At 65.7% G+C, this 15,415-nt stretch carries 12 protein-coding genes; 4 read left to right on the top strand and 8 right to left on the bottom strand.

Features of this window, described 5'->3' with window-relative positions:
- The first annotated feature begins 90 nt into the window (after window positions 1–90).
- The 3 genes from VSX77_RS08410 to VSX77_RS08400 all read left to right on the top strand — a co-directional run bounded on the left by VSX77_RS08410 (window position 91) and on the right by VSX77_RS08400 (window position 1,730).
- A complete protein-coding gene (locus VSX77_RS08410) occupies window positions 91–1,086 on the top strand; it encodes an NADPH:quinone oxidoreductase family protein (RefSeq protein ID WP_338424159.1) in 996 nt (331 codons plus the stop codon).
- A 65-nt stretch (window positions 1,087–1,151) separates the two neighbouring features.
- Window positions 1,152–1,361, top strand: a complete 210-nt coding sequence (locus VSX77_RS08405; protein WP_422397192.1) for a DUF167 domain-containing protein — start codon at window positions 1,152–1,154, stop codon at window positions 1,359–1,361.
- A 75-nt stretch (window positions 1,362–1,436) separates the two neighbouring features.
- A complete protein-coding gene (locus tag VSX77_RS08400; protein WP_338424157.1) occupies window positions 1,437–1,730 on the top strand; it encodes a hypothetical protein in 294 nt (97 codons plus the stop codon).
- Window positions 1,731–1,754: 24 nt separating this feature from the next.
- Here VSX77_RS08400 and sdhA read toward each other — a convergent pair whose 3' ends face one another.
- The 7 genes from sdhA to VSX77_RS08365 form a co-directional block, all read right to left on the bottom strand.
- Window positions 1,755–3,557: a succinate dehydrogenase flavoprotein subunit gene (gene sdhA, locus VSX77_RS08395; RefSeq protein WP_338424156.1), complete on the bottom strand. Its 1,803-nt coding sequence runs from the start codon at window positions 3,555–3,557 to the stop codon at window positions 1,755–1,757.
- A gap of 1 nt (window position 3,558) precedes the next feature.
- A complete protein-coding gene (sdhD, locus tag VSX77_RS08390) occupies window positions 3,559–3,963 on the bottom strand; it encodes a succinate dehydrogenase, hydrophobic membrane anchor protein (RefSeq protein WP_338424155.1) in 405 nt (134 codons plus the stop codon).
- Window positions 3,956–4,399: a succinate dehydrogenase, cytochrome b556 subunit gene (sdhC, locus tag VSX77_RS08385; protein WP_338424154.1), complete on the bottom strand. Its 444-nt coding sequence runs from the start codon at window positions 4,397–4,399 to the stop codon at window positions 3,956–3,958. Before sdhC ends, sdhD begins: the two co-directional genes overlap by 8 nt.
- Before the next feature lie 163 nt (window positions 4,400–4,562).
- Window positions 4,563–7,358, bottom strand: a complete 2,796-nt coding sequence (locus VSX77_RS08380; RefSeq protein WP_338424153.1) for a TonB-dependent receptor — start codon at window positions 7,356–7,358, stop codon at window positions 4,563–4,565.
- A gap of 145 nt (window positions 7,359–7,503) precedes the next feature.
- A complete protein-coding gene (pdeM, locus tag VSX77_RS08375; RefSeq protein WP_338424152.1) occupies window positions 7,504–8,220 on the bottom strand; it encodes a ligase-associated DNA damage response endonuclease PdeM in 717 nt (238 codons plus the stop codon).
- Between the two features lie 39 nt (window positions 8,221–8,259).
- Entirely contained in the window at window positions 8,260–9,285 is a 1,026-nt protein-coding gene (locus VSX77_RS08370) for an aspartyl protease family protein (protein WP_338424151.1), read from the bottom strand.
- A gap of 82 nt (window positions 9,286–9,367) precedes the next feature.
- Entirely contained in the window at window positions 9,368–11,776 is a 2,409-nt protein-coding gene (locus VSX77_RS08365) for a ligase-associated DNA damage response DEXH box helicase (RefSeq protein ID WP_338424150.1), read from the bottom strand.
- A 192-nt stretch (window positions 11,777–11,968) separates the two neighbouring features.
- Between VSX77_RS08365 and ppc the strand changes: the two genes are divergently transcribed.
- A complete protein-coding gene (gene ppc / locus VSX77_RS08360) occupies window positions 11,969–14,647 on the top strand; it encodes a phosphoenolpyruvate carboxylase (protein ID WP_338424149.1) in 2,679 nt (892 codons plus the stop codon).
- Window positions 14,648–14,758: 111 nt separating this feature from the next.
- On the opposite strand, the gene VSX77_RS08355 is transcribed toward ppc, so the two are convergent.
- Entirely contained in the window at window positions 14,759–15,277 is a 519-nt protein-coding gene (locus VSX77_RS08355) for a hypothetical protein (RefSeq protein WP_338427177.1), read from the bottom strand.
- Between the last annotated feature and the right edge of the window lie 138 nt (window positions 15,278–15,415).

Raw genomic sequence — 15,415 nt, 5'->3', positions numbered from 1 at the left:
CCCGCCCGGCCTCCCATGTCAGGATAGGCTGTTGGGAGGCCGGGTGGGGGAGAGGGACGGTGCCGCCACAACGAAGAAGAGGAGAAGGTGATGAAGGCGCTCTTGTCGACCGCAACCGGCGGCCCCGAAACGCTAGTTCTTGGCGAGCTGCCGCGCCCAAGCGCAGGCAAGGGGCAGATCGTGATCGATGTAAAGGCCTGCGCGGTCAATTTTCCCGACACGCTGATCATCGAGGATAAATATCAGTTCAAACCCGACCGTCCCTTTGCCCCCGGCGGGGAGGTGGCAGGGCTGGTCGCCGAGGTCGGCGAAGGCGTGACCGAGTTCAAGGTTGGCGATCGGGTAATTGCGGGCTGCGGCAACGGCGGAATGGCCGAGGCGGTCGCAGTTTCCGTGCATAACGTCTATCACCTGCCCGCAGGTCATGACTTTGCCGAAGGTGCCTCCTTGCTGATGACCTATGGCACCAGCATCCACGCACTTGTCGATCGCGGGCATATCAAGGAAGGCGACACGCTGCTCGTCCTTGGCGCGTCGGGCGGGGTCGGCATCGCCGCGGTCGAGCTGGGCAAGGCATTTGGAGCGCGCGTCGTCGCAGGCGTGTCGAGCGAGGAAAAGGCAGCGATCGCGCGCGACGCGGGCGCCGACGAGATCGTGATTTATGGCCGCCAGCCGTTCGACAAGGATCAGTCGAAGGAACTGGCGAACAAATTCAAGGAAGCCGTCGGGCCGGGCGGCGCGAACCTCATTTATGACGCGGTTGGCGGCGATTATGCCGAACCCGCGCTGCGTTCGATCGCGTGGGAGGGCCGTTACCTCGTCGTCGGCTTCCCCGCGGGCATCCCGCGCCTGCCGCTCAACCTCACGCTGCTCAAGAGCTGCGACGTCGCCGGCGTGTTCTGGGGCGCGTTCGTCGCGCGCGAGCCGGCGCGCAACCGCGCCAATATCGCGCGGCTGTTCCAGCTGTGGGAGCATGGCAAGATTTGCCCGCGCGTCACCGGCAGCTACAGCCTTGCCGACGGCGGCAAGGCGATCGCCAAGCTTGGCGACCGCAGCGCGGTCGGCAAGCTGGTCGTCACCATCTGAAATACCGGCCCGATCCCGCGCTCACCGCGGCGCTGAACGCGCTCGCCGCCGGAGGGCGGATCGAGGTGCGCGTGACGCCGGGCGCCCGCAGCGAGGCGGTGCGGATCGAGGGCGGCGCCGTGCATCTGCGCGTCACCGCCCCGCCGGCCGACGGCGCCGCCAACGACGCGGTGCTGCGCCTGCTCGCCGCCGCGCTGGGGCGACCGGTGCGCGACCTGACGCTGCTGCGCGGCGCATCGGCGCGGATCAAATTGATCGGCGTCGCGCTGGATTGACCCAATGCGGGTTAACCAATTGGCAGGGCATCGACGCTATATCCGGCGGCAGGACGGGCTGGACCAGGGTGGATCATGGCGAAACGCCGATCGACACGCGCAGAGGGAGATGCGAGCATCGCCAATATTTCGCGAACCCGCCGCGCGCAGCTGGTCGCCGAGTTCGAGGGCGAGCTCGGGATCGACTATAAGGCGCGCGCTGCCGCCGAAGAGGCCGAGCGTCGCTGGATCGCGCGCAAGACCTTCATCGTCTGGACGATCGCATTGTTGTTCTTTGCGATCGCGTGCCAGAAGCTGTGGATCATGGGCAAGGATGTCGATGTGCCCTTTTCCGACATCAATCCCGTGCACAACCTGTTCGGGGATTAACGCCGGGAAGCAGCCCGGCCCGAATCAATAAACCCGCGCCTTCGGCTTGATATATTCGGCGTCGTCCGACAGCGTATATTCGTGGACCGGACGGTAATCGAGGCGGACGCCGCCGCCCTTGCCGCCCCAGCCGTCGAACCAGCTGACCGTGTGCTTCATCCAGTTCGCGTCGTCGCGGTTCGGGAAATCCTCGTGCGCGTGGGCGCCGCGGCTTTCCTTGCGGTTGAACGCCGAATGCATCGTCACGGTGGCTTGCGCGATCAGATTGTCGAGTTCGAGCGTTTCGACCAGGTCGGTGTTCCAGATGAGACTGCGGTCGCTGACGTGGATGTCGGCCATCCGCGCGTAGGTTTTCGCGAGTTTGTCCTTGCCCTCCGCCATCAGTTCGTCGGTGCGGAACACCGCCGCGTGCGCCGACATCGCGCGCTGCATTTCGGTGCGCACTTCGGCGGTCGGCGAACCGCCGCTGGCGTGGCGGAAATGATCGAGGCGCGCGAGCGCGAGGTCGGCGCTGTCCTTCGGCAGCGGCTGCTGCGCGGCGCCGGGGGTCAGGATTTCCTTGAGGCGATGGCCGGTCGCACGGCCGAAGACGACAAGGTCGATCAGGCTGTTCGAGCCGAGGCGGTTCGCGCCATGGACAGACACGCACGCCGCTTCGCCGACCGCGAACAGGCCGGGGACGACGGTGTCGGGACCATCCTTGCCGAGCGTGACGACTTCGCCGTGATAGTTACAGGGAATGCCGCCCATATTGTAATGGACCGTCGGCACGACGGGCAGCGGCTGGCGCGTCAGGTCGACGCCGGCAAAAATCTTGCCGCTTTCGGTGATTCCGGGCAGCCGCTCGGCAAGCACCGCGGGGTCGATATGATCGAGGTGCAGGTAGATATGGTCGGCGTGCGGGCCGACGCCGCGCCCTTCGCGGATTTCGAGCGCCATCGAGCGCGAAACGACGTCGCGCGAGGCCAGGTCCTTGGCCGACGGGGCGTAGCGTTCCATGAACCGCTCGCCTTCGCTGTTGGTCAAATAACCGCCCTCGCCGCGCGCGCCCTCGGTAATCAGGACACCAGCGCCGTAAATGCCGGTCGGGTGGAACTGGACGAATTCCATGTCCTGAAGCGGCAGGCCCGCGCGCAGCACCATACCGCCGCCGTCGCCCGTGCAGGTGTGGGCCGACGTCGCGGTGAAATAGCAGCGGCCATAGCCGCCCGTCGCGAGCACGACGGCCTGGCTGCGGAAGCGGTGGATGCTGCCATCCTCCAGGCACAGCGCAATCACGCCGCGGCACTCACCATTTTCCATGATGAGGTCGAGCGCGAAATATTCGATGAAGAAGTCCGCGTCATATTTCAGCGACTGCTGATAAAGCGCGTGGAGCATCGCGTGGCCGGTGCGGTCGGCTGCGGCGCACGTGCGCTGCACCGGCGGGCCTTCGCCCATATTCTGCATATGACCGCCGAACGGGCGCTGATAGATGGTACCGTCGGCGTTGCGGCTGAACGGCACGCCCGCGTGTTCGAGTTCGTAGACCGCGGCGGGCGCCTCGCGCACCATATATTCGATCGCGTCCTGGTCGCCGAGCCAGTCGGAGCCCTTGACGGTGTCGTACATATGCCATTGCCAATGGTCGGGCGAATTGTTGCCGAGGCTGGCGGCGATGCCACCCTGCGCAGCGACAGTGTGGCTGCGGGTCGGGAAAACTTTGGTGATGCAGGCGGTCTTGAGCCCCGCCTCGGCGCTGCCCATCGTGGCGCGCAGGCCGGAGCCGCCGGCGCCGACGACGACGGTGTCATAGATATGGTCGATGATCTTGTAGGCTTCGGTCATCTTACATGCCCCCGGGGCCGGGCGCCGCGGGCGCCAGCACGATGCGCACGATCGCGAAAATGCCGTAAGCGGCGCCGCCGATCGCGTAGAAATTCAGAACGACGAGCGCGAAGAGCCGCGTCGCTTCGCCATGGACATAATCCTCGATCATCACCTGCAGGCCCAGCCGCAGATGCCAGAAGACGCTGACCAGCATCAGGATCAGCGCGAGCGCGACCGTCGGGTTCGACGCCCAGCGCAGCACCGCGCCATGATCGGCGAGCGGCAGGCGCAGGAGCGAGACGAAGAGGAAGCCGACAAGCAGAATGTTGCCGAGCGCGGTCAGCCGCTGTTGCAGCCAGTGGCCGCTGCCATGATGCGACGAGCCGAGCCCGCGCACGCGGCCGAGGCGCGTTCCATTACCCATTGAACGTCCCCTGCAGAATGTAGAGCCAGGTCGCGGCGGTCGCAAAGAGCGCGCCGACGAAAACGAGCGTCGACCAGAGCCTGTTTGTTTTCAGTTCATAACCCGCGCCCGCATCGAGCACAAAATGGCGCAGGCCCGAAAAGAGATGCTGGAAAAAGGCCCAGGTCAGGCCGATCAGCACGATCTTGCCCAAGATATTGGTGATCTGATGCACCGTTCCGGCGTCGGGATCGTGCCAGACGCAGGCGATGAAGACGGCATAGGCTTCGGGGCCCGCGGCCAGCGCGCCGAGCCACCAGAGGAACATGCACGCGCCGACGATCGCGAGCCCGTCGCCGCTGACGCGGTGAAAGATGGAAACCGCCATGGCAGGCGTCCATTTATACACCTGCAGGTGGGGGGAACGCGGACGCGCGCTCGGTTCGTTGCCAGCCATATCAGCCCTGTCCTGACTCTAAACGGTCGATGCGCCGCCGGTTAAGCCTTCCCGGCGCGATATGCAATTGCTTAGAGACTTTACGGGCGGCACCAACACGAAATGCCAAAAGAAAAGGGGGCGGACCGCGATGGCCCGCCCCCGTTATCATAGGTTAAAGCGGTCAGAATTTGCCGCGCAGCGTCACGCCATAGGTCCGCGGTTCGGCAAGGAACTGCGAGAAGATCTGGCGCCCGCCCGGATATTGCGGGTCGGCGAACGCGGTGCCGGTCGATGTCGCGCCTTCCTGGAACGGCGAGTTGAACGCAACTTGGGCATATTGTTTGTTGAAGATATTCTGCCCCCAGAATTCGATGCCCCATTTCTCGTCGGGGCCGCGAATGCCGATACGCGCGTTGAAGATCGCATAGCCGTCCTGCCCCTTTTGCGGGAACAGGTCGGAGCCGGTGTTGTAATCGCTGGTCATGCGGCCATCGATATAGACGAGGCCCGAAAGCCCGCCGCTGCCGATGTCCGGGGTCCAGGCAACGCTGCCGGTCGCGACCAGTTCGGGCGCGTTCGACAGATTGTTGCCCGGCAACAGGCGCAGCGCCTGATCGAGCGGCGCGCCCGAGTCATTGCCGACCAGCTGGTCGCGATACTTCGTCTTCGCATAGGTCAGACCCGCGGTCATGCGGAAGTTACGCGCCGGGACGAGCGAGGCTTCGAGTTCGAAACCCTGCGATCGCACACCATAGCCGACATCGTCGCTCGGGCACGCACCCGTCGTCCCTGCGGCCGCATTATAGTTGGGGGCGCCGAGGAACTTGCTCTGGTCGCGGTCCCCGCCGGCGAGGTCGCTGTCGCAACCATTGATGTTCTGGACGAGGAAGACGGTGCCGTTGAACGTGTTGAGCTGGAAGCTCGAGAAGTCGGAGCGGAACAGCGTCAGGCCGACCGAGAACGGCCCGGTCGCATATTTGGCGCCGATTTCATAGCTGTCGACCGTTTCGGGATCAAACTGAAGCGCACTGACTAGCGCCTGCGCGCCGCCGACCGCCGCGAACGGCAGGATCGGCGATTTGAGCGCCGAACGGTCGAGGTTGAAGCCGCCTGCCTTATAGCCGCGCGAATAGCTGGCATAGAGCATCAGGTCATCGACCGGCTTGTACGACAGGATCGCGGTGCCGGTGAATTCATCCTCGCTGCGGTCGTCGCTGATCGAAACGCCGTTGAGTTCGGCGGTCGAATTGCCCTGACAGCCCAACCCGATCAGACCGCCCGCCACCGCGCGGATCGTGGCGCTGGGGTTCTGAAGATCGTCGAGCAACAGGCCCTGGATCGTCGTGCAGGCGGTGTTGTCGTTGGTGAAGCTGGCCGAGAACTTCTTCTTGTCGTTGGTGTACCGGAGCCCGAAAGTGAAATCGAGCTTGTCGGTGATGTGGAAGATATTGTGCGTGAACAGCGCCCAATTTTCCCCATCCTGACGATAGACGTCGTTGATGCTGCCGCGATCGCTGATGCCGTCGAGCGCCGCCAGCCCCGCGACGATGTCCGGCCCTGCCGCACCAAAAGCGCCCAGCAGCGTCGCCGGGCCGACGCCCGGAATGATGCACGAGGGGTTGTTCGGCGAATAAAGCCCGGCGAGCGCCGAACCGGTGATGAGGCGGCACGCCGCGAAGCGGCCATAATCTTCGCCGAAACGCAGATTGTCGCGCACGCGCAGCTTTTCATTGGCGTAGAAGCCGCCGACGAGCCAGTCGAGCTTGCCGTCGAAAGCTTCACCCTGCAGGCGCAATTCCTGCGTGAAGGTGTGGAACTGGCGATAGGCGTCGGCGTCGGGGGCGCGATAGAGGATGTCGACCGTGCCATAATCGACGTCGCCCGCCTGGCTCGACCGATATTCGCGATACGCCGTGATCGAGGTCAGCGTCGCGCCGCCGAAATCATAGTCGATCTGGCCCGAAAAGCCGTAATCCTTGGTCTTGCCGGCAAAGCTGCGGCCGGGCGTGACCGAAATGTCGCGGCCATAACCTTGGTTGAACGCACTCAGATCCTGTCCGAGGTCGGCGAGCACGCGGGTGATATTGTTCGTCGTATTCGACGCCGGGACGCCGGGATTGTTGAGGTTGCCGATATAGGGATTGACGCTGCTGTCGATGTAGGTCGCGGCGCAGCATTCCTCGTCGCGCGACGTATAGTCGGCGATCAGGCGGATCGACAGCGCATCGGTCGGTTCGAACAGCAATTGCCCGCGCAGGAAATAGCGGTCGCGATTGTTGACGTCGCGGTTGTTTGCCGTGTCGTTGTAGAAACCGTCGCGCTTGACCCACACGCCGTCGAGGCGCGCGGCGAGCGTTTCGCCGATCGGCCCGGTAACGCTGCCGCCGAGACGCCAGTAATCATAATTGCCGTACGTCACTTCACCCGTGGCGCCGAACTGGAAATCGGGTTTCTTCGAATAGATGCTGATCAGGCCTGCCGACGAGTTGCGGCCGCCGAGCGTGCCCTGCGGGCCGCGCTGCACTTCGATGCGGTCGATCTCGCCCAATTCGTTGAGGCCGATGCCCGAACGCGAGCGGTAGACGCCGTCGATAAACACCGGAACCGAGCTTTCGAGGCCGGGGTTGTCGCCGACGGTGCCGATGCCGCGGATACGCGCCGAGCCATTGGCTTCCGATCCGGTCGACGACACCAGCAGCGACGGCGCGACCTGGTTCAGCTGGCGAATATCGTTCGCGCCGCTGTTCTGAAGCGTTTCGGCGCTGACCGCCGAGATGGCGACGGGAACGTCGGACAGAAGCTGCGAACGCCCCTGCGCGGTGACGATGATCGGCGTGTCGTCGCTGTCGTCGGTCGCGGTGTCGGCAGCAGCCGTGTCCTGCGCAAAGGCGGGAACCGCCATCGCGGCGATCGCGATCGATACGCCCATCGCCGTCGTACGCAGCAAGCGGGCAGCCGGAAGGGATGATGATTTCATTTCGGGCACTCCTCTCAAAAATTCATTTTTTTTGTTGCGGTGAGAGAATAACGCAATTGTGCCGCCAATCCAGCGGGAGCCCTGTATTTGCGTCGTTTTTGGCAGGGTGATGTTTTTTGGCCACAGCCTAAAAAGGACCGGTGGTCTAGCGGATGGCAACAGTCCGGCGTGCCGTAGCGTCAGCGGCGATCCGGCCCGCGCAAGGGAAAGCGAGCCGCCGCCCGCCGGCGACGAGGATCGCCTGGTAGGGCCCGGCGAAATTGTCAGCGATCGCAGGGTGATCCACTACCAATCCGCCGGTAAGACTGCCGAACGCCGGGAGAATCAGCCGCCGATCGTCGGCGGCGAAACAGGCGCGCGCGACATGGCGGCCGCGAATATTCGTCCGAAGCTTTGGATGGAAATGGCCGGACACTTCGGGACGCGCCTCGCCGCGCACGCTCTGGTGGCGAAAGATGATGCCGTCGACGATCATTTCGTCGGCAATCGTTCCGCCCCAGGCCCCGGCACTCAGCCCGTCGTGATTGCCCGCGATCCACAGAATCTCCGCCGACTGCGCCTGCGCGGCGAGGCGCGCGGCAATGGCGGGGACGATGCGGTGGGCGGCGGCCTGGTCGTGGAAGCTGTCGCCGAGGCACCAGATCGCCCGCGCGCCGGTGCGCGCCGCGAGCGCCGCGAGCCGGTCAAGCGTGTCGTGGCTGTCATAGGGCGGCAGCGGCTGACCGAGTGCCGCGTACCAGCTCGCCTTTTCCAGATGTAGGTCGGCGACGATCAGCGCCCCGTGCCGCGGCCAGAACAGCGCACGGTCGGCCAGCATGTGAAAGCGCTGGCCCGCAAAGTCGAAAGGCGCGGCGTCGGACATGGTGCCGCTATGGCGCCCGCCAGGCGCCGCGGCAAGGCGTTAGCCGCCAGCAGCGGCCGCGCGAGCGGCAAAACGCTGGCCCGCGCTGCGCTGTGCGCGTTCGGGAAGGTCGAAAACGACCCGCCGGTTCGGAAAATCGATCTCGACACGGTCGAACAGCGACAGGCTGTCCATCCCGAGCAATAAGGCCGGTCGCTCATTAAGACCAAGCGCCCGGAACGCCTGCCCGTCGGCGAAGCTGACAGGCAAATCGGTGATGTCCAGACCGTTGACCCGGATCAGCTTGATCGCCGAGCGCAGGGCCGGAACGTCCTCACCGGTTACGGCGGCCAGCGTTGTGGAAAAGAAGGGCAGACTATTTGCGCGCTTGGCCGCCACCAGCCTTTGCAGCGCGAGATTGCCGACGCTGGTTTGCGCGCCCGTGTCGACGATCAGGTCGATGCGTTTGCCGTCGAGCCGCGCGTCCGACAGGATCAGCCGCCCCGCGGCGTTGCGCGCCGTGACGACGATCGCATCATCGTCGCGGATGATCGCGCGCGCACGTTTGTGCGATTCCAAAATTTCCATCGTTTCTTTGCGAAAATCGATGAGCACGCGCCGTTCCTCGAGCATGTCGACGCCGATCAGCCCCGCCGCGCCGATATGGCGGCCGTGAAACGCGGGTGCCTGGACGTGGGCGAGGTGCAGTTCCTTCATCTGCAGCCCCGCGATGCGATAGCTTGGCACCGTCGCCGGGCCGCCGATCGTCGCCATCCGAAGCTGCTCGCCTTCGACAAGGCCCAGCCGTTCGGCAAGTTCGCGCGCGATCACCGTCCGCTCGGCGCCGGTATCGACGAGGAAGGAAAAGGGGCCCTGGCCACCGACCGTGACGTTGACCGCCATGCGCCGCGTCGCGTCGAGATCGAAGGGCTCGATGACCGGCACGACGCCCACCGGGGGCGCGGTCGTTTCGGCTGCAGCGGTGGCGGGGGCCGGCGCAGCGCCCGGCGGGGTCGCGCCCAGCAAAGCCGGAACAGCGACGGCAAGCAGCACCGAACGGACGGATCGTCTGACAGTCAGGGTCATTACCGGCATCCTCGTATATCTGGCCGCAAGATACGCCTCATCGGGGCGCGCAGCAAGCGAAAGGCCGTCGGCGCAAAGCGCGTTAACCCGCACGCATCGCCGTTTCGGCCAGCGAATCGGCGAGTTCGCCGAGCAGCGCGTCGTCGAGGTCGGATGCCGCGACGTTTTCGCGCCCGATCAGCACGAGCACGGGAATCGCAAGCGGGCTGATCCGGTCGAGCGCGACGTGGAGCATTGTCCCCGCCGCGCGGTCGAGAAGGTCGCCGAGCCGCGCGACGTCGGTGAGCCGCTCGCGCGCGTCGGCCCAGGCGGCTTCGAGCAGCAGATGGTCGGGCTCATATTTGCGCAGCACGTCGAAAATGAGGTCGGTCGAAAAGGTCACCTGCTTGCCCGTTTTGCGCTTGCCGGGGTGCTGGCGCTCGATCAGTCCGCCGATCACCGCGACCTCGCGAAAGGCGCGCTTCAGAAGGTGTGAATTTTCGACCCATTCGACAAATTCGTCCGACAGGATTTCGGCGTCGAACAGCGATTCGGGACGCGTGACCGGCTTGAGCGACCAGATGGCGAGCGCATAGTCGGACGCGACGAAACCCATCGGCTGCATCCCGGCACGGTCCATCCGCTTGGTAATGAGCATTCCGAGCGACTGGTGCGCATTCCACCCCTCGAACGGATAGGCGACCAAATAGTGCAGCCCTTCATGCGGGAAGGTTTCGACGAGCAGTTCGCCCGTGCGCGGCAGCGCCGATCGCAATTGCTGCATTTCCAGCCAGAAGCGCACGTCGTCGGGAAAGCGCGCCCAGCTCGCGGGATCGGCAAGGAAGCCGCGCACGCGATCGGCCAGCCGCGTCGAGAGCGCCATGCGCGCGCCCATATAGGAGGGAATGCGCGCCGGCCGCGTCGTCGCGCGGACGAGAAGGTCGGTGTCGCGGATCGATTCGACCTCGAGGCTCAAACCCGCAAAGGCAAAGGTATCGCCGGGAACGAGCGTGCTGGCAAAATATTCCTCGACGCTGCCAAGGCGGCGGCCGTTCTTGAAGCGCACGTCGAGCGTCGGCGCATCGACGATGATCCCCGCATTGAGCCGGTGCTGCGCGGCGAGCCGCGGGTGTGAAATGCGCCACCCGCCCTGCCCATCCGGCGCGAGGCGGCGAAAGCGGTCGTAGCTTTTGAGCGCATAGCCGCCGTCGCGCACGAAGCCGAGCAGGCGCGCGAAAATGTCGGCATCGATCCACTGATAGGGCGCGGCGCTGCGGATTTCGGCGAGCAGTTCGTCTTCCTTGAACGGCGCGGCGCAGGCGAGCGCCATCACATGCTGCGCGAGCACGTCGAGCGCGCCGGGGCGGAAGCGATCGGCGTCGCGTTCGCCGGCATCGACGGCGTCCAATGCCGCGCGCGCCTCGAGATATTCAAAGCGGTTGCCCGGCACGATCAGCGCGCGGCTCGGTTCGTCGAGGCGGTGGTTGGCGCGGCCGATGCGCTGGAGCAGCCGCGACGACCCCTTGGGCGCGCCCATCTGGATCACGCAATCGACATCGCCCCAGTCGAGCCCGAGGTCGAGGCTGGAGGTCGCGACGAGCGCGCGCAGCCGCCCCTCCGCCATCGCTTGCTCCGCGCGCTGGCGCGCTTCGCGGTCGAGACTGCCGTGGTGGATCGCGATGGGCAGCGACAGGTCGTTGACCTTCCACAACTCCTGAAAGATCAGCTCGGCGAGCCCGCGCGTGTTGCAGAAGATGATCGTCGTGCGGTTGCGCGCCACCTCCGCCATCACCTGATGCACCGCCCAGCGCCCCGAATGGCCCGCCCACGGCACCGCGCCTTCGGGCAGCAGGATGGCGATGTCGGGATCGGCGCCCGCCTCGCCCGCGACGAGCGCGACCTTGTCCGCATCGGCATCGGGCGCGAGCCACGCGCGATACTGGTCGGGGTCGGCGATCGTCGCCGACAGGCCGACGCGGCGGAGGCCGGGGGCGATTTGCTGGAGCCGCGCCATGGCGAGACTGAGCAGGTCGCCGCGCTTGCCCGGCGCGAAGGCGTGAATCTCGTCGATCACCACGGTCTTGAGGTCGGCGAACATCGTGAAGCTGTCGGGATAGGAGAGCAGCAGCGACAGCGATTCGGGGGTGGTCAGCAAAATGTTCGGCGGGCGGCTGCGCTGGCGCGCCTTCTTGTCCGACGACGTATCGCCGCTGCGGCTCTCGACGCTGATGTCGAGGCCCATGTCGGCGATCGGGCCGAGCAGATTGCGCTCGACGTCGGCGGCCAGAGCTTTCAGCGGCGAGACATAGAGAGTGTGCAGCCGGTCGGACGGATGCGCCGCGAGATCGACGAGGCTGGGCAGGAAACCCGCAAGCGTCTTGCCCGCGCCCGTCGCCGCGACGAGCAGCGCATGCTCGCCGCGCTCGCCCGCGGCGAGCATATCGGCCTGATGCCGCCTGAGCCGCCACCCGCGCGCGGCGAACCAGTCGGTGAAGGGGGCGGGGAGGTGCATGAAGATGATGTGGCGGTCGCGGCGCGCAGGGGCAAGGGTTGCGAATGACTGAAGTCTGCGATGGTCGGGGTGGGATCGTTGGAAACGACCAATTGCGACCTTTATTCCATCGCCATCCGGGCGAAGTCCGGGACGGCGCATAGCTATGCGCCGCTTGACCCTGCCCCTTCGCAGGTGCAGCAAGCTGGCCGCATGGGCCCGCCTATCCAGATCTCGCAAAATCCCGACATCCGCTATCTCGGGCGGATTCTCGGCGACGTCATCCGCGCCTATGGCGGTGACAAATTATTCCGCCAGACCGAATATATCCGCTCGTCGAGCGTCGATAGGCACCGCGGGATCGCGGGGGCAGAGGCGATCGATCCGGGGCTCGATGCGCTCAGCCTCGACGACACGATCGCCTTTGTGCGCGGGTTCATGCTGTTTTCGATGCTCGCGAACCTTGCCGAGGACCGGCAGGGCGTTGCCGCGGAGCCGCAGGCGACCGTCGCGGCGGCGCTTGAGACGCTGAAGGCCGACGGGATCGACGGTGAAGCGGTTGCGGCGCTGCTGAACGCCGCGCTGATCGCACCGGTGCTGACCGCGCACCCGACCGAGGTGCGGCGCAAGTCGATGCTCGACCACAAGAACCGTATCGCCGAGCTGATGCGGATGCGCGATGCGGGCCTCGACGAAACGCCCGAGGGCGATGTGATCGAGGACGCGATCCGGCGGCAAGTCGTGCTGTTGTGGCAAACGCGCCCGCTGCGCACGCAGAAATTGTTCGTCGCCGACGAAATCGACAATGCGCTTACCTATTTGCGCGACGTCTTCCTGCCCGTGGTGCCCAAGCTTTATGCCCGCTGGGAAAAGGAGCTGGGTGCGCGGCCCGCGAGTTTCCTGCGCGTCGGCAGCTGGATCGGCGGCGACCGCGACGGCAACCCCTTCGTCACCGCCGAGACGCTGCGCATGGCGACCAGCCGCAACGCCGCCGCCGTGATCGGCCATTATCTCGACGAGGTTCATGCGCTCGGCGCCGAACTGTCGGTGTCGTCGGCGCTCGCGCCGGTCCCCGAAGCGGTCGAAGCGCTGGCCGAAGCCAGCGGCGATACCGCACCGAGCCGCAGCGACGAGCCCTATCGCCGTGCGCTGTCAGGCATCTATGCGCGGCTGTCGGCGACTTATGCCGCGGTCACCGGCAAGGCGCCGCCGCGCCCCGGCGCGCTGAAGGGCGAGCCCTATGCCGCGCCCGCCGATTTCCGCCGCGATCTTGTCACCATCGCCAGCGGCCTGTCGGCAAGCGGCAAGGGCCAGCTGGCGGGGATCGGCGCGCTCGGGCGGCTGATCCGCGCGGTCGAGGTGTTTGGCTTCCATCTCGCGACGCTCGACATGCGGCAGAACAGCGCGGTGCACGAGCGCGTGCTCGCCGAGCTGCTGTCGGTATCGGGGGTGTGCGGCGACTATCGCGCGCTGGACGAGGAGGCGCGCGTCGCGCTGCTCACCGCCGAGCTTCAAAGCGACCGCCCACTCGCCGCGCCATGGCACGAATGGAGCGAAGAAACCGCGGGCGAGCTGGCGATCGTCCACGCCGCGGCCGACATCCGCGCCCGGCTGGGCGGCGACGCGATCTGCCAGTGGATCATCAGCATGGCGCAGGACTTGTCCGACCTGCTCGAAGTCCATTTGCTCGCACGCGAAGGCGGGCTGTGGCGCAGCGGCGCTGCGGCGGGCAAGTCGAACCTGATGGTCGTCCCGCTGTTCGAGACGATCGACGACTTGGCGCGCGCGCCCGCGATCATGAAGCGCTATTTCGCGCTGCCCGAAATCGGCCCGCAGATCAGCGCGCGCGAGCATCAGGAAGTGATGATCGGCTATTCGGATTCGAACAAGGATGGCGGCTACCTGACCTCGACCTGGGGGCTGCATCAGGCGTCGCAGGCGCTGACCCCGGTGTTCGAGGAATTCGATACGTCGATGCAGCTGTTCCACGGCCGCGGCGGCGCGGTCGGGCGCGGCGGCGGCAGCGCCTTTGCCGCGATCCGCGCGCAGCCCGCGGGCACGGTGCAGGGGCGCATCCGCATCACCGAACAGGGCGAGGTGATCGCGGCGAAATATGGCACGGTCGACGGCGCGGCGACCAATCTGGAAGCGATGGTATCGGCGAGCCTGCTCGCGAGCCTCGAGCCCGAGGCGATGGGTGCGAAGGAGGGCGCGCGCTTTACGCAGGCGATGGACGCGCTGTCGGGCAGCGCCTTCGCCGCCTATCGCGGGCTCGTCTATGACACCCCGGCTTTCAAGGATTTTTTCCGCGCGATGACCCCGATTGCCGAGATCGCGGGCCTCAAGATCGGGTCGAGGCCGTCGAGCCGCACCAAGTCGAGCGCGATCGAGGATCTGCGCGCGATCCCCTGGGTCTTCAGCTGGGCGCAGGCGCGCACGATGCTGCCCGGCTGGTACGGCACCGGCGAGGCGTTCGCGGCGTTCGAAGACAAGGTATTGCTGGCCGACATGGCGGCAAGCTGGCCCTTTTTCGGCGCGCTGCTCGGCAATATGGAGATGGTGCTGGCCAAATCCGACATGGGGATCGCGGCGCGCTATGCGGCGCTGGCGAGCCAGGTCGACGGGCACGACGCGATTTTCGGGCGGATCAGGGACGGGTGGAACCGCGCGCACGACGGGTTGCTCGAGATTACCGGCCAGACGCGGCTGCTGGAGAAGAACCCGGCGCTCGAGGCATCGATCCGGCTGCGGCTACCCTATATCGAGCCGCTGAACCTGCTCCAGATTGAGTTGATGAAACGCCACCGCGCGGGCGAAACCGACCCGCGGATTGCCGAGGGCATCCAGCTGACGATCAACGCGATCGCGACGGCGCTGAGGAACAGCGGGTAGCGACCAGTCAATCACGTCCCGTTTGTGTCGAGCGAAGTCGAGACACGTCGGCGCCGCGCAAGCGTGTCTCGACTTCGCTCGACACAAACGGAGGTGGGCTTGGGCTGGCCCTCAGCCCTCAGTTATTAACACTTCGCCCTTCGCAGCCTCGCCGTCGGGGCTGAAACGGATGGTGAAATCATCGCCATCCTTGGCCGTGCCCGCCAGCGCGTCGCCGCTGCGCGTGATTTTGATGCCCTTTTTCGCGAATTCGCCGGCCATCCAGTCGGCGGCGATCGCCGGCGCAGCGGGTGCGGTGAAGCCGAATTTCGCGGTGGCTTTGTCCGACCCGTTTTTGTCGCTCGCGTCGATGTCCATGCTGGTGATCTTGCTGCCGGGATAAAGCCCGACCCCGTCGATGTCGAAATCCTGGCCAATATCGAGATCGCCGACATCGGGGATGTCGAGCCCGATATTGACGCCGTCGGCGTCGATCTTCAGCTTGCCACCGTCGGCGCCCGACTTGATCTGGATTCCGCCGCCTTCGTCGCCCGCGTTGATCGCGATTTCGGTGCTGTCATCGGCTTTCTTCTCCTCTGATCCGCAGGCGGCGAGGAGCATCATCGGGAGAATGAGGACGGCAAGACGCATGGACTATCTCCTTGGTGCATTATTGATATAATACACCAAGGAGTTGAAGAGTCAATTTCCCTGCATCGTCATGCCGGACTTGATCCGGCATCCATTCCGCCCGCGCGGTCGCGGACCCCGGATCAAGTCCGGGGTGAC

This window comes from Sphingopyxis sp. TUF1, assembly GCF_036687315.1.
Lineage (GTDB): Bacteria > Pseudomonadota > Alphaproteobacteria > Sphingomonadales > Sphingomonadaceae > Sphingopyxis > Sphingopyxis kveilinensis.
Note: the sequence above shows the minus strand (reverse complement) of the source record. Positions and strands in the feature narration are given on the sequence as shown.